The organism is Synechocystis sp. PCC 7509 (assembly GCF_000332075.2).
Lineage (GTDB): Bacteria > Cyanobacteriota > Cyanobacteriia > Cyanobacteriales > Chroococcidiopsidaceae > Aliterella.
Map to the genome: position 1 here is coordinate 17,117 of NZ_ALVU02000001.1, position 20,962 is coordinate 38,078.

Consider the following 20,962-nt stretch of genomic DNA (forward strand, 5'->3'; position numbering starts at 1 on the left):
GAAAGGAAAGGAGTGGAGAACAGCATATTCATGGCACAACCAAACATTCATGATAGGCGCAATCAGCCTCAACCAATCCGCGTAGGCGTGATTGGAGTGGGGAATATGGGACAGCATCATACCCGCGTACTAAGTTTACTTAAAGATGTAGAGCTTATTGGGGTTTCGGATATCAATGTAGAAAGAGGACTCGATACTGCTAGTAAGTACCGAGTTCGTTTTTTTGAAGACTATCAAGATTTACTACCTCATATAGATGCAGTATGTATTGCAGTTCCCACTTATTTACATCATTCAGTGGGGATGATTTGCTTGGAAGCTGGCATTCATGTTTTGATCGAAAAGCCAATTGCTGCTAGTATTGCCGAAGCGGAATCATTGGTAAATGCTGCTGCTGAGACTGGGAGTATTTTACAAGTAGGTCATATTGAACGCTTTAATCCGGCTTTCCAAGAACTGAGCAAAGTTTTAAAAACCGAGCAATTGCTGGCGATAGAAGCTCATCGGATGAGTCCTTACTCCGATCGCGCCAATGATGTATCGGTAGTATTAGACTTAATGATTCATGATATTGATTTACTCTTAGAACTAGCCAATTCTCCGGTAGTGAAGTTAACAGCAAGCGGTAGCCGCGCCTGTACGGCTGAATCGGTCAACTTTTCGGCAAATACCAAACCACGCCCATATTTAGACTACGTTACAGCTACTCTGGGCTTTGCGAATGGGATTGTAGCAACCCTTACGGCTAGTAAAGTTACTCATTGCAAAATTCGCCGGATTGCGGCTCATTGCAAAAACTCGTTGACGGAAGCAGATTTTCTTAATAATGAAATATTGATACATCGGCAAACAACGGCTAATTGCATGACAGACTACGGTCAAGTGCTTTATCGTCAAGATGGTTTGATTGAAAAAGTTTACACCAGCAATATAGAACCGCTCCACGCAGAACTTGAGCATTTTGTCAACTGTGTAAGGGGTGGAAATCAGCCTTCAGTAGGGGGAGAACAAGCATTAAAAGCGCTGAGACTAGCAAGTTTAATTGAGCAGATGGCTTTAGATGGACGTGCTTGGAAACAATCGGGAATTGATACTAATTCTCCTAGTTGTGACATCGTTACTGTGTAGAAGCGATTAGAATTAAGGCGGACGGACTAGAAATCTACAACTAGAGGAGATTAGCCTCATGTCTGACTTGAATCGGGGAATTATGAAGTTCAAAGGCGCAGATACCCCAAAAGCAGTGACGATTTCTACCGTACTGATTTTAGGCGCGATCGCGGTTTTGATTATTTGGGCATTAAAATCGGCTTACGCAGTTAATTAATGTCAGTTTGCATTAAAAAACCCGTCTCTAGAGGCGGGTTTTTTTAGTTATGACTTTAACAGCCGTAGCAATAAATTTTTTGGGTTTCTAGCTGGCTGCAAATGGCGGATGGCGGCTTATCTGTACTTAATACCTGACGATCTAACTTAACCTGCAAGCTGGTTAAAGGATCGATTCCAGGAGAAACTAAAAACTCGAATTTTGCTAAAAATGTCCAGCTAGCGAGATCGTCTAAAATTTGGGCGATCGCTTTTACATAGGGATGATCGGGGTTTTTGTACCAATCAATAGCCGCAATGTGCGCCTGATCGAAGCCTAAATGTACAGTTATTGAGGGTTCGCTAAATAAAGCGATCGCCACAGGTCGTGCTTCTTCTTGCAATAATAATTCAGATGTGTGTGCTAGATTGCGTAATTTCTCTAAGCGATCGTAGCGTTCTGTTACCGATAATGGCTCATCTTTCCAGTGCAAAGCAACAGTAACTAAGTAAGTCTGCAATAGCATATGACCTAACTTTTCTGCCTTTGTAGCCAAATACATCGAGTTGTAATCAGTGGCTTCGATTAATAAAGGTAATCTGTCAGTTACTTCCAATCCGTAGCCTTTCAACCCGGCAATTTTGCGGGGATTATTGGTAATTAAGCGGATTTTTTCTACGCCCAAATCGTTTAAAATTTGCGCTCCTACGCCATAATTACGCAGATCGGCGGGAAAACCCAAGCGTTCGTTAGCTTCCACCGTATCTAAACCCATATCTTGCAAAGAGTAGGCTTTTAGCTTATTAATTAGTCCAATACCGCGTCCTTCTTGCTTTAAATAAACTACAACACCAAGTCCGGCATTTTCAATCATTTTTAATGCTGCTTGCAACTGCATTCGACAATCGCAACGCAAAGAGCCTAAAGCATCCCCTGTCAAACATTCCGAGTGCATCCGCACCATGACAGTTTTGTTAGCAAAGTCTTCAAGTTCACCTTTAACGACAGCTACGTGTTCGGAATTATCTAGGGTATTGCGGTAAGCATAGATATTAAACTGTCCAAATTGCGTAGGTAATTTTGTTACAGTTTCGCGGCGGACAAACCGCTCGTATTTGAGACGATGACTAATCAAGTCTGCAATACTAATAATTTTTAATTTATGAACTTTGGCATACTCAACTAATTGAGGTAGACGCGCCATTGAGCCATCAGAGTTTTGAATTTCACAAATTACCCCGGCGGGATACAACCCTGCTAATTGCGGTAAATCGACCCCAGCTTCAGTATGTCCAGCGCGTTTTAAAACTCCGCCTTCTCGCGCTCGGAGCGGGAAAATATGACCAGGACGGCGTAAATCGCTAGGTTTTGTAGTGGAATTTATCGTAACTTGAATAGTCCGGGCGCGATCTTCGGCAGATATACCTGTAGTTACGCCCAAAGCTGGAGAAGCATCAATACTGACCGTAAAAGCTGTTTGATTGCTATCGGTGTTATTTGTCACCATCAAAGGCAAATCTAGCTCATCTAATCTTTCGCCAGTCATGGCTAAACAAATCAATCCCCGCGCCTCTACTGCCATAAAATTAATTGTATCGGGCGTGGCGAATTGAGCGGCACAAATTAAGTCTCCCTCATTTTCCCGGCTCTCATCATCCACCACCACCAGCATCCGCCCAGCTTTAAGGTCAGCTAAAGCATCCTCGATGGAATCAAATGGAAATGGTTGTTTTAAAGCAGTTGTAGGCTGTTGCACGGAATATTACAAGTAAAGTAAAACGTGAAGTTTCTTGAAGCTTAGATTAATTTGATTGTAGCCTGTTTCGACTAACGGCGAGATTCGTGGCTAGTTTAAGGAGATAATGCGATCGCATTTCTACAATCTTTATGCAAAAACCTTGCGCATAGAAACACAACCTGATATAGAATTTGGCAAAAGTTAAATTTTTTTAGTAAAAACTCCTAAAGGTTAACAATTATGGGTGATATAAGGCGCGTATCGGTGGGAATTGTGGGCGCGTCGGGATACGGAGGGGTGCAGCTAGTGCGGCTGTTGATGGATCACCCAGAGTTAGAACTTACCTATTTAGGCGGTGACAGTAGTGCAGGCAAACCCTTTGCCGATTTGTATCCACATTTAGGACATTTAGTTAAACGACAAATTGAGGCAGTAGATCCAGTAGAAATCGCCGAACGCTGTGAAGTAGTATTTTTATCATTGCCAAATGGTTTGGCGTGTCAAATAGCACCGACATTGATAGAAAAAGGCTGTAAAGTGCTAGATTTATCGGCAGATTATCGGTTTACAAACTTAGACACCTATACATCTTGGTATGGGAAAGAGAGAAGCGATCGCGCGATCGCCGATAAAGCCGTTTATGGCTTACCAGAATTGTACCGAAATCGGATTGCCGAAAGTCAATTAATTGGATGTGCGGGGTGCTATCCGACAGCGAGTTTATTGGCACTTTCACCATTACTCAAACAAGGCTTAATCGTGCCAGAAACCGCGATTATAGATGCAAAATCGGGGACATCGGGGGGAGGGAGACAAGCCAAGACGAATATGTTATTAGCCGAAGCCGATAACTCGATAGGAGCTTACGGAGTTGGTCGTCATCGACACACCCCAGAAATAGAGCAAGTTTGCAGCGATTTAGCTGGACAAGAAGTAACAATTCAATTTACACCGCATTTAATGCCAATGGTGAGGGGAATATTGGCAACAGTGTATGCAACCTTAAGAGATCCGGGATTAGTGAGAGAAGATTTGATGACAATTTACACAGCATTTTACCGTAACTCCCCGTGGGTGACAATCTGTGAAAGCGGAGTATATCCACAGACAAAATGGGCGTGTGGCAGCAACCTATGTTACATCGGCATTGAAGTAGACCCGCGTACAGGGAGAGCGATCGTCATGTCTGCCATAGATAACTTAATCAAAGGACAAGCAGGGCAAGCGATTCAGTGCTTAAACATTATGATGGGCTGGGATGAAACATTAGGATTACCCAAACTAGGATTTTACCCCTAGTTTGAAAGTTGAAATAGTGGATCACAACGTTTTTAGCTTAATACACCCGCACAGAGGTCTATTGCACCGGAACTACCGTACACAAAGACAAGACACTTTTGCAGGGGGTTTGGGGGAGGCAACTCGTCCCCTGATGGGGAGGCAAAAAGCGGTGTAGCTTTGCTTCCCGCTTTGTTGCCATTGGGTTTGGGGGGCAGACCCCCCATATTCGGTTTTTCTTAGAGTGGGGACGCAAAACATTGCGCCCCTACTGCAACTACTTATTTAGCTCCCAAACCAACAGTCCCCGCATAGATAGCGCGACTTCCCAACTGATCCTCAATACGAAGCAAACGGTTATATTTAGCAACTCTTTCGCTGCGACACAAAGAACCCGTTTTAATTTGTCCAGCGCGAGTAGCCACAGCTAGATCCGCGATCGTTGTATCTTCCGTTTCCCCTGACCGATGGCTGATAATAGAGCGGAAACTATTGCGGGTAGCTAAATCTATCGTTTCCAAAGTTTCAGTCAAAGAACCAATTTGATTGAGCTTAATTAGAATTGCATTAGCGGCGGATTGGTCAATACCTTTTTGTAGACGAGTAGCATTAGTTACAAACAAATCATCGCCTACTAGCTGAGTTTTCTTACCGATTTGTTGAGTAAGAAGCTGCCAACTACTCCAATCATCTTCATGCAAACCATCCTCAATAGAAATTATCGGATAAGAGTCGCATAATTGCCCTAAATAAGTAATAAATTCCGTTGGCGCGTGGGGTACACCATCGTATACATATTGACCATTTTTGTAAAACTCACTAGCCGCCACATCTAGCGCCAATGCTACTTGTTCCCCTGGTTTATAACCCGCTTTGGCGATCGCCATCATCAGCAGTTCTAAAGCCGCCTGATTAGACTCCAAGTTAGGAGCAAAACCACCCTCATCGCCAACCCCCGTAAGCAAACCTTTATCATCTAAAACCTGACTTAAAGCCGCAAAAATTTCCGCTCCCCAGCGCAAAGCTTCCCGAAAAGAAGACGCACCCACAGGAACGATCATAAACTCTTGAAAATCCACGTTATTAGAAGCATGAGCGCCGCCGTTAATCACATTCATCAACGGTACAGGTAACAAGTTGGCTAAAGGGCCACCCAGATAGCGGTAAAGGGGCAATCCCAGATACTCCGCACCAGCCTTAGCTGAGGCTAAAGAAACCGCCAAAATTGCATTTGCACCCAAAGAAGATTTATTAGCAGATCCATCAAGGGCGATCATTGTGCGATCAATTAATTCTTGATTAATCACATCCATGTCTAGCAATTGGGGCGCGATCGCCTCATTGACGTTCTGCACCGCCTTGAGTACCCCTTTGCCTCCATAACGGCTTTTGTCATCATCTCGCAATTCGTGCGCCTCAAAACTGCCTGTAGATGCCCCACTGGGGACTTGAGCAACCCCCACAACACCGCTAACTAAGTGAACTTCTGCTTCAACAGTGGGACGACCTCGTGAGTCGAGAATTTCTCTAGCAACAATGTTATCAATAGCAGTATCTAGTGTATTCATCATCTTCAATAGCACCTCAAATAATTCAGCAGTCAGCTAGAAATGCAATATATCGCGTTTTTACAATAAAAAATGTAATGTAATGAAGGATTTGGAGTTGCAAAATGCGATTACTACACACAATGCTCCGCGTGGGCAACTTAGACGCTTCCTTAAAGTTCTACTGCGAACTCTTAGGAATGAAGTTATTGCGCCAAAAAGATTACCCAGGGGGCGAATTTACCCTAGCTTTTGTTGGCTACGGCGATGAATCTGACCATAGCGTCATTGAGCTAACCCACAATTGGGGTCAAGATAAGTACGATTTAGGCAATGCTTACGGACATATCGCCTTGGGAGTGGATGATATTTACAGCACCTGCGAACAAATTAAAGCGCAAGGCGGTAAAGTAGTCCGCGAACCTGGCCCAATGAAACATGGTTCAACGGTGATTGCTTTTGTGGAAGATCCAGACGGGTACAAAGTAGAGCTAATTCAATTAGGTACTCAAGGAACTAAACAAGCATCTTCCGCTCAAATGGTTGCCAATAACTAGCAATGAATTTTCCAACCCAATTTTTTAAAACTAAGCTGGGAACTGGTTGGGTAATAATAAACTACTCAATTTTGTTTTTAGCTTTTCCTGTACAAGCTCAAAAGTCTGTAGATTTGGATTCCACCCAAATTGCTCAAATAACTTCTGTAGATGAACTGAGCGATGTTGAGCCGACAAATTGGGCATATCTTGCCTTAGCCTCGATTATTCAACGCTACGGGGCTATTTCTGGCTATCCTGACGGTACTTTTAGAGGAAATCGCTCTCTAAGCCGTTACGAGTTCGCGGCGGCGCTTCAAGGCGTGTTAGAGCAAATTAATAATGGCACTTTTGTCAATCAAGAAGACCTAGTAACTTTGCGACGGTTAGAACTAGAATACCGTTTACCTCTAAATCAACTTCGCACTCGCTTGAATGATATTGATAGTCGCGTTACAAATTTAGAAACTAATCAGTTTTCTGTTACCAGCAAACTGCAAGGAGAGATAATTTTTGCCTTTACTGAAGGGAGGAAAGCAAACCCAACGGTTGTTGCTCGCACGCGCTTAAATTTTATAACAAGTTTTACCCCCAATAGCCGCCTCATTATTCAGCTTGAATCTGGCAACAATGGCGGCGATGCGACTTCCTCTGTCCAAAATCCATCGCCAAATCTTCTAGGTACTACAGGCTTATTAGCCGATGGCGGAGGCTTAGAATACGGACAAGTTAGTAGCGATGTCCAATTAAGGCGTTTGTACTACACCTTTCGTCCTCAAAAAGATTTAGAAGTAACCGTTGGGGCAAAAATGCCCGCCGAAGATTTTATCGATCGCAATCGCTACGCCAACGACGAATCTAGCGACTTTAGCTCTAGCTTTTTTCTCAACAACCCCCTTATCATTCAAAACCAAATTGACCGCCCTGGGGGTGCGGGAGCGGCGTTAGCTTGGAATATTGGCGGCGGTGATTTTACCCTAAGAAGTCTCTATATTGCGGCTAATAGCAATACAGCTAGTGGTAAAGGGGGATTATTTGGCGAAGTCAATTCCGGCACTGTAGAACTAGAATACGCACCCCGATCTAACTTTGCTCTGCGTTTGCAATACACCAAAGCCTTAATTGACAACACCGATATTTCAGCTTTTGGCATTAACGGCGAGTACGCTGTTAACCGCACTACAGCATTTTTTGGTCGGTTTGGGATTGGTAATTACGATGGGTTCAACACCGCAATTTCCCAAAACCTAGATTTGCAGCCTCATACTTGGGCAGTAGGAATATCTTGGCGAGACTTGGTGATCCCCGGAACTTTAACCGGAATTGCGATCGGACAACCCTTTGTAGAGGCGGATTTGGGCGATGCTACTCAAACCAATTTTGAGGCGTTTTATAAACTGCAACTGAGCGATAATCTTAGTGTCAGCCCCATTGTGCAGCTAATTGACAATGCCAATAATGACAGTGCTAACGGTATTACATGGCAAGCTACATTAAGGACGAGTTTCGCATTTTAATATAACTTTCCATCTTTATGCTTAAAAATCCAGCCGCTAGCACTATGTTCGGCGATTAGATCGTCGTCAGGATAAGTTACCTGATCGTCAGAAGTGCGATCGCCTATTTCCAAATAAGTAACAATTTCTTGACTGCGATTAATTAAACAATGTCCATTAACAACCCCGGCAGGAAACCCAGCACAATCGCCTACAGTTAAAGCTTTCTCTCCCTCATCCGTTACTAGCGTAATTTCCCCGGCTAAAACATAGATAAATTCATCTTGTTTATCGTGCCAATGTCTCAACGCTGACGCACTTCCAGGAGCAAGTTCCACTAAATTTACCCCAAAATTTTGCAACAGCGCCGCATTACCCAAACGCTTTCTTGAAAAATAATGCGGGAGGCAGAGCCACACCGCATTTTTTCCGCTTTTTAACTCGTCCGGCGACTACAGGTTTAAATTCTTCTGGATAATTAGAACCGTGACATCTCTCCGACCTGAAGGTGCGGAGCTTCCAAACCTCACGATTTAGATTTTTCTGGTTATTTCCATTACTGGTGTTTCACCCACTACCTAGATATGCAAAAACTACACATCCCCGGCGATCTGATTGCCCAGACACTTTCGATTCCCGACTGCCCATCGGTACTACACCGTATACAACGTTTGCCCGGACACCACGCTACTAGGACGTGTTCGGTTGAGTCAAGTTGCCCGTCGGTTAGGCGGTATGTATATTATAGCACATTGGAGAATATAAAAATCAAAGAAAATATAAAGCCGTGCTGAAGCAACGGGGCTTTAGACCCATTTTTCCGGTAATTATTATTTACATTTTCTAGGTTAATTATCATTTTTAGTTAGTTGATGTATCTCTTTGCTATGGTAAACAGCAAAAGCCAATTATTGGAAAAATTCTAATCAGAGGTGGTTTTGGCACGCCATTGATAAGAGCGGAAAAGTTTTAACCTACGTTTTTGGGACACGTTCTGATAAAGTTTTTGTCCAATGGAAAGCTTTATTAGAACCCTTTGGAATTACCCGTTTTTACACCGATGCTTGGGGAGCTTATTCGCGGCATTTAGACCAAAAGTTGCATAAAATTGGCAAACAAAACACTCAAAAGATAGAAAACAGGCATTTGACACTGCGGACTCGGATTAAACGTCAAGCTCGGAAAACAATTTGTTTTTCTAAGACGGTTGATATACACGATTTGGTAATTGAACTGTTTATTAATAGATACGAGTTTGGACTATCCATTTAATTTAGCATCAACATCTCCCAATAAACCTATTGCAAAAGTCTTTTTTGCAATAGGTCTGGGGAAAGGTTAAGGAGTAAAGGAAAATTGCAAACCCTTTAACTCTTCCCCTTTAACCGACTTCTGCAAGAAGTCTAATAGTTGTGCCTACATCAATTTTATTTTCTACAACAATTGAGCCACCGTGCAAGTCTAAGGAGTTTTTGGTGATCGCACGAACCTAAACCAGTACCAGTTATGGAAATGCTTAAGCATCTCCACTATTAAATTTCTGCGAACATACAAATCAGTTTTATTACTTAATTACTAAAAATCCTTACAATGAAATCGCAATCGCCACGGTGAGCAACCTAGTACAAGCAATTTATATGCAAATTAATCAACATTGCTCGTGGAAACAATTGAGCTTAGAAATGATGGGAGCAGTTACTTTTTATACTTGCATTCCCTTACCTATCAATAATTTAGAATTTCGGCGCGTCGCTTATTTTGCGCCGCTAATTGGGCTAATGATTGGCGGGATTTTAGGGCTAATCGATCGGGGATTGCACTTAATTGGTATGCCCTTATTGACCAGTAGCGCCTTAGTCGTGGGTTTTTGGATCTTGCTCACGGGAGGACTGCATTTAGACGGGGTAATGGATGCCGCCGATGGACTTGCCGTACAAAATCCACAAAAACGGCTGGAGGTGATGGTAGATAGTGCTACGGGGGCTTTTGGGGCAATGGCAGCGATCGCCCTATTACTACTTAAAACTGCGGCTTTAGCAGACTTACACAGCCCGCACTGGCTAGGATTAATAGTGGTTTGTGGCTGGGGAAGATGGGGACAACAAATAGCGATCGCCTTTTATCCTTATCTTAAGCCTACAGGCAAAGGCAAGTTTCACAAGGACGCTATTACTTCTTACTGGGATCTATTGCCAGGATTGATATTATTACTAAGTGTAAGTGCCATAGCAGTTTTGTTTGATAAAACTCTCCTCAAATTGGCTTTATTTACCGTAGTTGGAGGAAGTGCGATCGCCTTTTCAACAGGTGCATGGTTCTATCACTGGCTAGGGGGTCATACTGGAGACACCTATGGGGCAGTAGTAGAATGGACAGAAGCTTTCTTACTGTGCTTATTGACTGTAGGTTAAAAAGTATTGTCTTCGCTCAAGACGGGCGCAGGCGAGTAACTTTTAGCTTAAAATTTCCTACCCCCGTTTCGCCAAAAGCACGAACGCGCACAACATAAGTTCCTGTAGTAGTAACACGGGTAAATAATAAAGCATTAGTAGTACCGTCTGGCCCATCGTCATTTTCGGAAAGCGTTGTCCCATCAGTCGATAGCAGCGTTACCATCGCATCAAAACTATCAGAAGTTAAATCGATAGCTACATTGTCACCTTTATTGAGCTTTACTAAGTAGTCGCGGGCAAAGCCTCCAAGTCCTGTGGGAATATCACTTTCTGTCAGCTTGTCGGCAATTTCATTACTAGGAGGTAAAGCCACAGGATTATATAACTTGCTTTGAGCTACCGCGCTATACCCTCCACCCATACCTAGTGTTAGTAATATTGGAGGAATTATCGATAGATGCTTTAACCTAAATACACAAGAACTGCCAATCATTCACCGTTGCTCAAATACAATTCATGCTTAATTATGCCCTTGGCTTGTGGCGATCGCTACCATCCCACATACAGCAATTCCTTGTTTTTGTAATGTTTGCGCTGCAACCCTTGCTGTTGCTCCCGTTGTGTAAATATCATCTACTAATAACACAGGCATTTTTGGGCGGTGGTAACAAAAATCTATTCCCAATTCAAAAGCCCCATTTAAGTTTTGTTCACGCTGCTGGGGAGATAAATTAAATTGTGCTTCTGTAGCTTTTTGGCGCATTAAACCTGATTTTTGCAATTTTAAACCTGTACAACTGCAAAAACTTTCAGCTATTAGCGCTGCTTGATTGTAGCCTCGTTGTTTTTGGCGGTTGGCGTGTAGAGGAATTGGGACAACGATTACTTGACTTGTCGCCAAAGGCGAAGTTAACCAAGACTTGGCTAACCAAATTCCTAAAGGGTGAGCTATTTGTGGTTGATTTTCGTATTTGAGGGATGAAATAGCCCGTTTGAGCGTACCTTGATAACTTCCCCAAACAAATATTGGTAATGGTTGCTGTTCGCTCTGTTGAGGATGCGTCAATTGACAACGTTGCAGTTGCCTAGTACAGTCTAGGCAAAATTCTGTATTAGTTGAGCGATCGCATAACGGACAGCGAGACTCTAAAAATAAGTTTAATAATCCTTGAATATTTCTAGTCCATCGTGACATCTGATACAGTTGTGATGGAATTTGCTTTTTTATTTTATAAAACTTACAGCTAAAAGTTCGTAAATATTTAACTACCAATTACTTATGAAAATTGCTTTTATAACTTTTGAATACCCCCCAGATACTGCCGATGGCGGTATTGCTACCTACGTAAAACAAGCGGTAAATATGCTGCAACTGCGGGGAAATCAAGTAGAAGTTTTTGCCGCTAGTCGCCAGCGTTCGGGAAGCGAAACCGAGTCTAATGGTGCAGTAATACACCGGATCAAACATGAGAATTTAAGAGTAGATTTTGCCCAGCCGATTGCTCAAGTATTTGCCCGTCGTCATCGAGAAATTGGGTTTGATGTTTTAGAAGGGCCAGACTATGGTGCTGATAGCCGATTTGCCGTACAACTTGTTCCCGATATACCTTTAGTAATTAAACTCCATACGCCCTACGCGCTGATCGCTCAGTTTAATAAGCCTAGTTTGCGGCAAACTTTGAGGAGAAAACTTAATTTTTATCGTCGAGGTATTAGTCCCTTTATTGATATTGAGCGCGTCCATGCTTTAGCCGCCGACGAAATTGCCTCCCCTTCCCAAGCTATAGGCAATAAACTAATTGATCTATGGAAACTAGATCCAAACAAGGTAAATGTATTTCCTTATCCTTACATTCCAGCCCCTGAATCATTAACTATTCCTGTGGATACTCTGACTAATACCGTTAGCTTTATTGGCAGGCTAGAGATCAGAAAAGGTGTGATTGATTTAGCAAAAGCAATACCAATAATTTTAGCGAAGCATCCTCAAACCAAGTTTCGTTTTGTTGGTTCTACTCAAAAGTCGCCAAATCCTCAACAAAGTATGTTGGAATATTTGCAAGAGTTGTTGCAGCCATACCTCAAATCAATAGAATTTACTGGACAAATACCGCCAGAGCAAATCCCCTCAGCTTTAAGCGTTACGGATATATGTGTTTTTCCTAGTATTTGGGAAAGTTTTGGTTTCGTTTGCTTAGAAGGAATGTCCGCAGGTCGGGGGGTTGTAGGCAGCAATTCCGGGGGAATGGCAGAAATTATTAGTTCTAACGAGTTTGGGCGGCTAGTACCGCCGGAAAGCCCCCAAAAGATTGCTAGTGCGGTCATAGAATTATTAGACGATCCTAAATTACGTCAGCAATTAGGCTCTGCTGCCCGCGCTAGAGTGATGGAACAATACAACATCGATCGCATCGGCAGTTTGCAAGAGGAAAGTTATCGCCGCGCGATCGCCCGAAAAAAAGCTAAGGTTTAAGTTCTCGTCGATCCAAATAAATTACTTTTACTTGTGAATATTGACTCTATACTGCAACCATTTCAAAGGTTTGGCGTTCATCTTGGTTTAGAGAGAATCGAGAGACTTTTAGATAGATTGGGCAATCCACACCAGCAAGTCCCGATAATTCACGTAGCGGGAACTAATGGTAAAGGTTCGGTTTGTGCCTATTTATCCTCAATTTTGACTCAAGCAGGCTACAAGGTAGGACGCTATACATCGCCGCATTTGGTTGATTGGAACGAGCGGATTTGTTTAAACGAGCAACCTATCTCTTTAGAAACGCTGCAAAACTTACTATCACAAGTTCAAAACGCTATCGATCCCACCACCGAAATACCCACCCAATTTGAAATAATTACGGCGGCGGCTTGGTTATATTTTGCTCAAAGCCATGTAGATATCGCCATTATAGAAGTAGGTTTAGGAGGACGACTGGATGCGACAAATCTATGCGATCGCCCTCTTGTTTCAGTTATTACATCCATTAGCCGCGAACATTGGCAGCAATTAGGTTCAACTTTGGCAGAAATTGCTACAGAAAAGGCGGGAATTATTAAGCCTGGTTGTCCGGTGGTAGTAGGACAATTACCATTAGAGGCGGAAAATGTAGTGCGATCGCGCATTACTAAACTAGATTGTCCGGCTGTTTGGGTAGAACCTGCTACAGAGTTACTAATTGACGGTCAAAGAGGGGCAATTTATCAAAATATAAAATATCCTTTGCCTCTACTTGGAGAAATCCAGTTGAGTAACTCAGCTATTGCTATTGCGACTATCCAACTATTGCAACAAAATGGCTGGCAAATTACCCCAGAAGCGATCGCTTCGGGAATGAAGAAAACTCGCTGGCTTGGTCGCCTTCAGTGGGTAAAGTATGAAGACTTTTCTTTATTAATTGATGGCGCTCATAACCCGGCGGCGGCTCAAGCTTTACGTCAATACACAGACACCTTAGCTGCCCCTGTAACGTGGGTAATGGGGATGTTGTCTACCAAAGACCATAAAGAGATTTTTGCCGCCTTGCTGCGTTCGCAAGATAGCTTACACTTAGTCCCTGTGCCTGACCATAGCAGCGCCGATCCATTGGATTTAGCATTATTGGCTCGAAATATTTGTCCCAAATTAGCTAATTGCCAGACTCATGATGATTTGTTTGCTGCTCTAAAAGTAGTACAGGGCGATCGCCTAGTTATTTTGTGTGGTTCGCTATATTTAGTGGGGCATTTTTTAAAAACTTTTCCATCTTCATAAAAAAAGGGATAAACCGATTTTAGGTCTATCCCTTTTTTATCTATCTATTGAGCAACTACTTGAGTTAAAGCAGCACTTAATATTGCTGCTTTATCGGTTTGTTCCCAAGGTAAATCTAAATCGGTGCGTCCAAAGTGACCGTAAGCCGCTACATCCTGGTAAAAACGCCCCCCACGTTCCCCAGGAAGTTGACGCAGGTTAAAAGTATGAATAATTCCCAATGGACGCAGTTCAAAATGCTCTTTGACCAATTCCAATAAGCGATCGTCATCTACTTTACCTGTACCGAAAGTTTCGACTAAAATACTCACTGGTCTGGCGACACCAATAGCATAACTTAGCTGTACTTCGCACTTTTCAGCTAATCCAGCCGCGACAATATTTTTAGCAACATAACGGCAAGCATAAGCGGCGCTACGATCTACTTTTGTGGGATCTTTGCCGGAAAATGCACCACCGCCATGTCGCGAGTAACCGCCGTAGGTATCGACAATTATCTTGCGTCCAGTTAGCCCTGAATCGCCTTGGGGCCCGCCAATTACAAACTTCCCAGTGGGATTAACCAAAAAGCGAGTTTCCGCATCTGGCTTGATGTCACAGTCCGCAAATACAGGCTCTACTACTGCTACCCAAAGGTCTTCTTTAATTTTGGCTTGGACTGCCTCTTGTTCTGTAATATCACCGATAGTAGCCGTATGCTGGGTAGAAACCAAAATCGTATCAATACCTACAGGCTTACCATCTTCGTAAGCAACGGTTACTTGAGTTTTCCCGTCAGGACGCAGATAAGGTAATTGACCTGTTTTTCGTACTGCTGCTAAACGCCGAGCAATTCGTTGAGCAAGACTAATAGGTAAAGGCATTAATTCGGGGGTTTCGTTGCAAGCAAAACCAAACATCAAACCTTGATCGCCAGCACCCACCGCATCAAATTGTTCCTCGCTGTCTTGTTCGCGGAATTCTTGAGCCGTATTTACACCTTGAGCAATATCGGGAGATTGCTCGTCTAAAGCAACCAAAACTGAGCAGCTATTATTACAAAAGCCATTATCAGCTTCGGTATAGCCAATATCAGCAATTTTTTTTCGAGCTAAATCTACATAATTTACTTGAGCTTTGGTTGTAATTTCGCCAGTAATTAATATTAAACCCGTATTTACCACAACTTCGGCAGCCACACGGCTACTAGGATCTTGTGCTAATAGTGCGTCTAAAATAGTATCGGAAATTTGATCGCAAATTTTATCAGGATGACCTTCAGTAACAGATTCAGAAGTAAACAGGTAACGACGAGACAAGGGCATTTCCTCCTGGGTGCTTGGCAGCAAATTATCAAGTAAAATTTCGGTCATTATAACTTTCCACTATCACTATCTGTCTACCTTTAGGTAGCAGAAAACTCATAGCTTCATTAAGGCTTTACTATAAGTTTAATTTCTTCTAAGTGAGAAATCGTGACATCTGCCGATTGTAAATGAGTGGCGGCTTGATTCCAGCAAATTCCAATACACCCGGCGGCTTTTGCTTCACGAGCCATTTTGATATCGCCTATCGAGTCGCCTACCATCAAGGTATTGCTAGGTTCTACCCCTAAAGTTTGACAAGCTTGCATAAATAAAGCTGGATTTGGTTTACTTATTCCTCCTGGGATAGTTCCCATTTGCAATTGAATGTAATCGCTCAACTGATGAGTTTGGACAAAGCTGCGGACTCTGTCCGTGGAAGCGGCGGAAAGAATGCCTAGTTTCAACCCTGCTTGGGATAAATTTATTAATACTTCTAAACTGCCCATAAATAGCGGCGAAGGCGCAGTACCAATAAAATTATCAGCTTCGGTGAAAGCACGACGAGCAATTTCTAAAGATTCCAACCATCCTTTACCTGTTTCGGCAATGTAGGCGGCGGCAGCGATTTCTGATTCGTGGCGGCTGGCTACAGCCAACATTCCTGTAGGATCGAGAGTGTTGCCATTGATGCCAAAGGCCATCAATAGGGGTTCGGAAGTTCCAGGAACTTGCGCGTCGATAATCCGCGATCGCCTTTGTCCTAAACTTCTTAAATAAACTTCCGAGTCTTCAAGCGTCCCGTCTTTGTCAAAGATAATTGCCTCAATGTTAGTAAAGGTGAGGTTCTTGCATTGAATAGTTGCCAAAAAGTCCTGTCTCTCCATAATTAGTGCGGCAAACAAATAAAAAGAGGGAATTTCCCTCTTTTTTAACTGATATGAGCGATTATTTGCCCAATTTAAACTTCTTCAGTGGCAACGGGGATATCTTCCACTGCCGAAGGGATATCTTCATCGGTGGGGGCGATCGCTTCTTCCATTGCCGAAGGGATATCTTCATCGGTGGGGGCGATCGCTTCTTCCATTGCCGAGGGGATATCTTCTTCAGATAACTCGTCTTCGGTGATGGTAATTCCTTGCTGCTTGGCAAGCATTTGTTCGCGATACTTAGCAGCCATTTCTTCGGCGCTATCAAAGACCAACTGTCGGTCTTTAATCATATCGCCTGGTTCTGGCTCAAGCTGTTTGGTTGATAGAGAAATGCGTCCTCTTTCCGCATCCAAATCAATAATCATGACTTTTAGTTCGTCGTTGACGTTGAATACACTATGAGGTGTATCGATGTGATCGTGAGAAATTTCGGAAATGTGTAGTAGTCCGCTTACTCCACCAATATCAATAAAAGCACCGTAAGGCTTAATGCCGCGTACTGTACCAATTACCACTTCGCCGACTTCCAAACGGTTCATCTTGCGCTCAACTAAAGCGCGACGATGACTAAGGACTAGACGGTTGCGGTCTTCATCTACTTCTAGAAACTTTAATGGTAATTCTTCGCCTAATAAATCTTCTTTAGGTTTGCGAGTGCTGATGTGAGAGCCAGGAATAAAACCGCGCAAGCCTTCAATTCTAACTAAAGCTCCACCGCGATTTGTGGCAAAAACTCCCGATCGCACGGTAGCATCTTCTGTTTGCAGTTGTCTGACTCGCTCCCAAGCCCGCATATACTCAATGCGGCGGATAGAAAGAGTTAACTGTCCGTCTTCGTTTTCATCGGTGAGAATGAAAAATTCGCGCGTTTCGTTGGATTGTAATACTTCTTCCGGGGCATCTACCCGGTTAATTGACATTTCCTGAATAGGAATATAAGCGGCGGTTTTAGCACCAATATCAATCAGAGCGCCTCTCGGCTCGATACTAAATACTGTACCTGCTACTACATCACCAGGGCTAAAGTGATAGTCATATTTATCGAGCAGTGCAGCAAAATCGTCGTGAGTAAAGCCAATATCTAAAGTAGTTTGTTTCTGATTGACCATGCTAATTTGTTCCTAGGGTTAGTCTCCGTAGTTTTTTGCCTCCTACGATGTACCTGCACGCTACAAGTAGCGGCAATTTACACCTAAATCTCGATCGCTTGCTAGTTGCGCGCTACGAGGTTTTCCAAGCTGCGGGTTTGTGATCCCGGTGGTAATGGACGGGCGATCGCCTGAAAACTTAAAAATGCGATTTACTTTCCTTCTCATCCTAGCTTAGGACTAAGTAATTCTAAACGCATTAGTATCCAGACCCAACATTATACCTGAGCTAGGGGGCGGGTAATTTTTTTGCGGGGTCAAATGACGATCTTTAGCTCATAAATGTAGCTGTAAAAACTTCCCGATTGCTTTGGGTGGGGCAATTAGTCAAGTCGTCCAAAGTTTCTACAAAGTCGCGGATATTTTTAAATTGGCGATAAACGGACGCAAAACGCACGTAAGCGACTTCGCTAATTGCTTTTAATTGCTCTAAAACTAAGTCTCCAATTTCTAAGCTAGTAACTTCCCGAAGGGTACGCTGTTGTAATTGAGATTCAATTTCGTCTACTATCGCCTCTAATTTGAGGTAAGGAATCCCAGTTTTCTGACAAGCGCGAACTATTCCCCGCAAAATTTTGGAGCGATCGAATAGTTCGCGATCGCCACTTTGCTTAATTACAGTAATGGGGACAAACTCTATTCGTTCGTAGGTTGTAAACCGTCGCAAACAACTTAAACACTCCCGCCGCCGCCGGATACTTTGCCCAGCTTCCGTGGCGCGGGATTCAAGCACTCTATTATCGGGATGCTGGCAAAAGGGACATTGCATAATGGCAACGGGTAAGCAAGTTAATTAGTTAAATTTTCTTGGGCAGACAAACAACAATTGCTTGATTTTTTGGCATTAAAACAGTGGGCGCAAAAATTGCAAAATCCGTTGCTACAGCTAGAGTGTAGCAACGGTTAAAGCTGATGCCAGCAGTTTTAAGTAAACTTTGCGATTTACTTCTTCTCAATCCGGGGTGGTTCCCGAAAAGCGATCGCAAAAAACAATGTCCCAATGGCAAGAGCCAAAATCAAAATGTAAGCAACGCTTTCCATATTACGAATTCCAAATTGAGTTACTTAATACTGATAGTTTACCAAGCAAAAGAAAAGAACGGCTAAACAATCTACCTGCAATTATTACTTACAAACTAATTGTTTAACCGTTCTTAACATCACAACAAGGTTTATTGCCTTGCTATTGCTAGTAAAAATTTAAACGGCTTCCTTTTTGCGGGTAGATTTGTCTCCCACTTTTTGGAATAGACCCCATTCGACTTGATCCTCTAGGTCTGCTTCTACACCAGCAAACACGTCACGGAAAATTGTCCTTGAACCGTGCCACAAGTGACCGAAGAAGAACAATAAAGCAAATACTGCGTGACCGTAAGTAAACCAACCTCTGGGGCTGGTGCGGAATACACCATCAGAGTTTAGTTTTTCGCGATCAAACTCAAAAGGTTCGCCCAATTGAGCTTTACGCGCGTACTTTTTGACTTCCGCAGGATCGTCGAAGGTTTGACCATTTAAAGCACCGCCGTAGAAGCTGGCGGTGACTCCAGCTTGCTCGAAGCTATACTTTGATTCGGCGCGTCGGAAAGGAATATCAGCGCGGACAACGCCATCAGCATCGGTCAAGACTACCGGGAAAGTTTCAAAGAAGTTAGGCAGACGACGAACGCTAAGTTCGCGACCTTCCCCATCTTTAAATACCGGATGTCCTAACCAACCTTGGGCTACTCCATCGCCTTTATCCATAGGACCAACGCGGAATAAACCACCTTTAGCGGGGTCATTGCCAACGTAGTCGTAGAAGGCAAGTTTTTCAGGGATACCTGACCAAGCCGCCGTTAGGGTTAGACCTTGGGCGACTTCTTCTTGAACGCGGCGATCGATTTCTTGTTTGAAGTAGGTTTGATCCCACTGATAGCGGGTAGGTCCAAATAGTTCAATCGGGGTAGTAGCGTTGCCGTACCACATTGTCCCCGCCACAACAAAAGCAGCAAAGAATACCGCCGCAATACTACTAGATAGTACAGTTTCGATATTACCCATCCGTAGGGCTTTGTAGAGCCTTTCCGGGGGTCTAACGGTGAGGTGAAACAAACCTGCAATAATACCGACAATACCCGCCGCGATGTGGTGAGCCACTACGCCCCCAGCATTAAACGGATTGAACCCCGCAGGGCCCCATTCTGGGGCAACAGGTTGGACGCTGCCTGTTAGACCATAGGGGTCAGAAACCCACATTCCCGGCCCAAATAAACCAGTGAGGTGAAAAGCGCCGAAACCAAAACAGAGCAAACCAGACAAAAATAAATGAATGCCAAACATTTTGGGCAAATCTAAAGCAGGTTCGCCCGTGCGGGGATCTCTAAATAATTCTAAATCCCAGTAGACCCAGTGCCAGCAGGCAGCTAAAAATAGTAAGCCAGAAAGAACGATATGAGCGACGGCAACGCCTTCAAACGACCAAAAACCCGGATCGGTTGCTGCGCCACCAGTGATGTTCCAACCGCCCCAGGATTGGGTTACGCCTAGACGTGCCATGAAGGGCATGACAAACATTCCTTGCCGCCACATGGGATTGAGAACGGGATCGCTTGGATCAAAAATTGCTAGTTCGTATAAAGCCATCGAACCAGCCCAACCTGCTACAAGCGCAGTGTGCATTAAGTGTACGGATATCAGTCGCCCTGGATCGTTCAGAACAACTGTATGTACGCGGTACCAGGGTAGTCCCATTGACTACGATCCTCCAAGGATGAGTAATTTACAAACAGTAATTTTTCAGCTTTTTGTTATTGCCAGATGCTTGGGAGCATGACGGGTGTTTTTGGTTAAACAGCGATCGCACTTTCGCACTTCTGGTAACGCCAAACAAAATGAGAATTATTAAAAAAGTGTAACTATTGACAGACCCGAATGCAAGAGTATAAACAGCGCTCCTCGCACTTTAACCATTGTTATTCAGTCAGAAGTTGGGCATTTTCAATCTGACAATGGGCGGCGGCAAAGCTTAGACGCTCGATTACTTGGGGGGCGGTGATTAAACGCTTTAATACTACCGATGCGATCGCATTGGCAGCCGGATACTCTGATTTTACTTCTATAGTTAAAATTGCTGTTTCGACTCGATAGAGCCATAGTGTCTCGTTTTGAGTCTCCAATTGCAAGTTTAGGCGCTCAATCTCTGGTTTGCGTCGCCAAGCTGCTTCATTCCACAATCCATCGCTTGCCCATACTCTGCCGATTGTCCAGCCATCGGTGAGAAAAAAATATTTCACTCTTGCTTGAACTAATAATTGGTTGCTGTTTACGATAGCAAACAGATACATTTTTAACCAACTGCAAAATGAAAATTAATTTAGAAAATGTAACTATTAGTTACATTTCTAATTATCCCGAACAATTTAAACCCGTAGTCGCCGGACGAGTTAAAAAGCGGAAAAAATGCGGGAGGCAGAGCCACACCGCATTATTTTTCAAGAAAGCGTTTGGGTAATGCGGCGCTATTGCAAAATTTTGGGGTAAATTTAGTAGAGCTTGCCCCTGGAAGTGCTTCGGCGTTG

Annotated in this window: 22 protein-coding genes and 1 pseudogene; 10 read left to right on the forward strand and 13 right to left on the reverse strand. The window is 43.5% G+C overall.

All coding sequences use genetic code 11. From position 1 onward, the window contains the following. Positions 1-30: 30 nt before the first annotated feature. Together SYN7509_RS0200085 and SYN7509_RS30395 are read left to right on the forward strand one after the other, a co-directional pair. Positions 31-1,128: a Gfo/Idh/MocA family protein gene (locus tag SYN7509_RS0200085; protein ID WP_009630247.1), complete on the forward strand. Its 1,098-nt coding sequence runs from the start codon at positions 31-33 to the stop codon at positions 1,126-1,128. Positions 1,129-1,186: 58 nt separating this feature from the next. Continuing rightward, a complete protein-coding gene (locus tag SYN7509_RS30395; protein ID WP_009630246.1) occupies positions 1,187-1,327 on the forward strand; it encodes a hypothetical protein in 141 nt (46 codons plus the stop codon). A 55-nt stretch (positions 1,328-1,382) separates the two neighbouring features. Here the strand turns inward: SYN7509_RS30395 and ribBA are convergent, their stop codons facing one another. Next, complete coding sequence (gene ribBA, locus SYN7509_RS0200095; RefSeq protein WP_369792294.1) at positions 1,383-2,978, reverse strand: bifunctional 3,4-dihydroxy-2-butanone-4-phosphate synthase/GTP cyclohydrolase II; 1,596 nt, start codon at positions 2,976-2,978, stop codon at positions 1,383-1,385. A gap of 306 nt (positions 2,979-3,284) precedes the next feature. Here ribBA and argC point away from each other — a divergent pair, with 306 nt between their 5' ends. Continuing rightward, the gene (gene argC / locus SYN7509_RS0200100) at positions 3,285-4,343 is read left to right on the forward strand and encodes an N-acetyl-gamma-glutamyl-phosphate reductase (RefSeq protein ID WP_009630243.1); all 1,059 of its coding nucleotides are present in this window, start codon (positions 3,285-3,287) and stop codon (positions 4,341-4,343) included. 32 nt (positions 4,344-4,375) lie between these two features. Here the strand turns inward: argC and SYN7509_RS29995 are convergent, their stop codons facing one another. Both SYN7509_RS29995 and eno read right to left on the reverse strand, forming a co-directional pair. Then, positions 4,376-4,549 carry a hypothetical protein gene (locus SYN7509_RS29995; RefSeq protein WP_158506126.1) on the reverse strand — a complete coding sequence of 58 codons (174 nt, stop codon included), beginning with the start codon at positions 4,547-4,549 and terminating at the stop codon, positions 4,376-4,378. Between the two features lie 54 nt (positions 4,550-4,603). Then, complete coding sequence (gene eno / locus SYN7509_RS0200110; protein WP_009630242.1) at positions 4,604-5,893, reverse strand: phosphopyruvate hydratase; 1,290 nt, start codon at positions 5,891-5,893, stop codon at positions 4,604-4,606. A gap of 101 nt (positions 5,894-5,994) precedes the next feature. On the opposite strand from eno, the gene gloA reads away from it, so the two are divergent. Both gloA and SYN7509_RS0200120 read left to right on the forward strand, forming a co-directional pair. Continuing rightward, positions 5,995-6,426, forward strand: a complete 432-nt coding sequence (gene gloA / locus SYN7509_RS0200115) for a lactoylglutathione lyase (RefSeq protein ID WP_009630241.1) — start codon at positions 5,995-5,997, stop codon at positions 6,424-6,426. Between the two features lie 2 nt (positions 6,427-6,428). After that, the gene (locus SYN7509_RS0200120; RefSeq protein WP_009630240.1) at positions 6,429-7,922 is read left to right on the forward strand and encodes an iron uptake porin; all 1,494 of its coding nucleotides are present in this window, start codon (positions 6,429-6,431) and stop codon (positions 7,920-7,922) included. Here the strand turns inward: SYN7509_RS0200120 and SYN7509_RS24740 are convergent. Next, positions 7,919-8,320, reverse strand: coding sequence for a cupin domain-containing protein (locus SYN7509_RS24740; RefSeq protein WP_009630239.1), 402 nt, complete (start codon positions 8,318-8,320; stop codon positions 7,919-7,921). The genes SYN7509_RS0200120 and SYN7509_RS24740 overlap by 4 nt on opposite strands. Before the next feature lie 511 nt (positions 8,321-8,831). Between SYN7509_RS24740 and SYN7509_RS28050 the strand changes: the two are divergent. Together SYN7509_RS28050 and cobS are read left to right on the forward strand one after the other, a co-directional pair. Beyond that, a pseudogene (locus tag SYN7509_RS28050) lies at positions 8,832-9,173 on the forward strand (IS1 family transposase); the annotation flags it as partial. A gap of 365 nt (positions 9,174-9,538) precedes the next feature. Beyond that, positions 9,539-10,312 (forward strand): adenosylcobinamide-GDP ribazoletransferase, encoded by a 774-nt coding sequence (gene cobS / locus SYN7509_RS0200130; protein ID WP_038020712.1) that lies wholly within the window; start codon positions 9,539-9,541, stop codon positions 10,310-10,312. A gap of 16 nt (positions 10,313-10,328) precedes the next feature. Here the strand turns inward: cobS and SYN7509_RS0200135 are convergent, their stop codons facing one another. Both SYN7509_RS0200135 and SYN7509_RS0200140 read right to left on the reverse strand, forming a co-directional pair. Then, on the reverse strand, positions 10,329-10,787 hold the full coding sequence (locus tag SYN7509_RS0200135; RefSeq protein WP_009630093.1) for a PPC domain-containing protein: 459 nt from the start codon (positions 10,785-10,787) through the stop codon (positions 10,329-10,331). Between the two features lie 27 nt (positions 10,788-10,814). Continuing rightward, entirely contained in the window at positions 10,815-11,489 is a 675-nt protein-coding gene (locus SYN7509_RS0200140; protein WP_009630094.1) for a ComF family protein, read from the reverse strand. A gap of 84 nt (positions 11,490-11,573) precedes the next feature. Between SYN7509_RS0200140 and SYN7509_RS0200145 the strand changes: the two genes are divergently transcribed. Both SYN7509_RS0200145 and SYN7509_RS0200150 read left to right on the forward strand, forming a co-directional pair. Then, the gene (locus tag SYN7509_RS0200145; RefSeq protein WP_009630095.1) at positions 11,574-12,767 is read left to right on the forward strand and encodes a glycosyltransferase family 4 protein; all 1,194 of its coding nucleotides are present in this window, start codon (positions 11,574-11,576) and stop codon (positions 12,765-12,767) included. A gap of 33 nt (positions 12,768-12,800) precedes the next feature. Beyond that, positions 12,801-14,042, forward strand: a complete 1,242-nt coding sequence (locus SYN7509_RS0200150; protein WP_009630096.1) for a bifunctional folylpolyglutamate synthase/dihydrofolate synthase — start codon at positions 12,801-12,803, stop codon at positions 14,040-14,042. A gap of 44 nt (positions 14,043-14,086) precedes the next feature. Here SYN7509_RS0200150 and metK read toward each other — a convergent pair whose 3' ends face one another. From metK to SYN7509_RS0200195, 7 genes are all read right to left on the reverse strand, one after another. After that, positions 14,087-15,346, reverse strand: coding sequence for a methionine adenosyltransferase (gene metK / locus SYN7509_RS0200155; protein WP_148298033.1), 1,260 nt, complete (start codon positions 15,344-15,346; stop codon positions 14,087-14,089). A gap of 107 nt (positions 15,347-15,453) precedes the next feature. Next, positions 15,454-16,194, reverse strand: a complete 741-nt coding sequence (locus tag SYN7509_RS0200160) for an HAD family hydrolase (protein ID WP_028954010.1) — start codon at positions 16,192-16,194, stop codon at positions 15,454-15,456. A gap of 92 nt (positions 16,195-16,286) precedes the next feature. Further along, positions 16,287-17,366: a 30S ribosomal protein S1 gene (locus SYN7509_RS0200165; protein ID WP_028954011.1), complete on the reverse strand. Its 1,080-nt coding sequence runs from the start codon at positions 17,364-17,366 to the stop codon at positions 16,287-16,289. 310 nt (positions 17,367-17,676) lie between these two features. Beyond that, the gene (nrdR, locus tag SYN7509_RS0200175; RefSeq protein WP_009632498.1) at positions 17,677-18,174 is read right to left on the reverse strand and encodes a transcriptional regulator NrdR; all 498 of its coding nucleotides are present in this window, start codon (positions 18,172-18,174) and stop codon (positions 17,677-17,679) included. Positions 18,175-18,347: 173 nt separating this feature from the next. Further along, complete coding sequence (locus SYN7509_RS28055; protein WP_009632497.1) at positions 18,348-18,446, reverse strand: photosystem II reaction center protein T; 99 nt, start codon at positions 18,444-18,446, stop codon at positions 18,348-18,350. A 159-nt stretch (positions 18,447-18,605) separates the two neighbouring features. Continuing rightward, positions 18,606-20,135 (reverse strand): photosystem II chlorophyll-binding protein CP47, encoded by a 1,530-nt coding sequence (psbB, locus tag SYN7509_RS0200190; RefSeq protein WP_009632496.1) that lies wholly within the window; start codon positions 20,133-20,135, stop codon positions 18,606-18,608. 221 nt (positions 20,136-20,356) lie between these two features. Further along, positions 20,357-20,728: a hypothetical protein gene (locus SYN7509_RS0200195; protein WP_009632495.1), complete on the reverse strand. Its 372-nt coding sequence runs from the start codon at positions 20,726-20,728 to the stop codon at positions 20,357-20,359. A 17-nt stretch (positions 20,729-20,745) separates the two neighbouring features. Here SYN7509_RS0200195 and SYN7509_RS30850 point away from each other — a divergent pair, with 17 nt between their 5' ends. Then, a complete protein-coding gene (locus SYN7509_RS30850; RefSeq protein ID WP_192819834.1) occupies positions 20,746-20,895 on the forward strand; it encodes a hypothetical protein in 150 nt (49 codons plus the stop codon). Positions 20,896-20,962 lie beyond the last annotated feature (67 nt).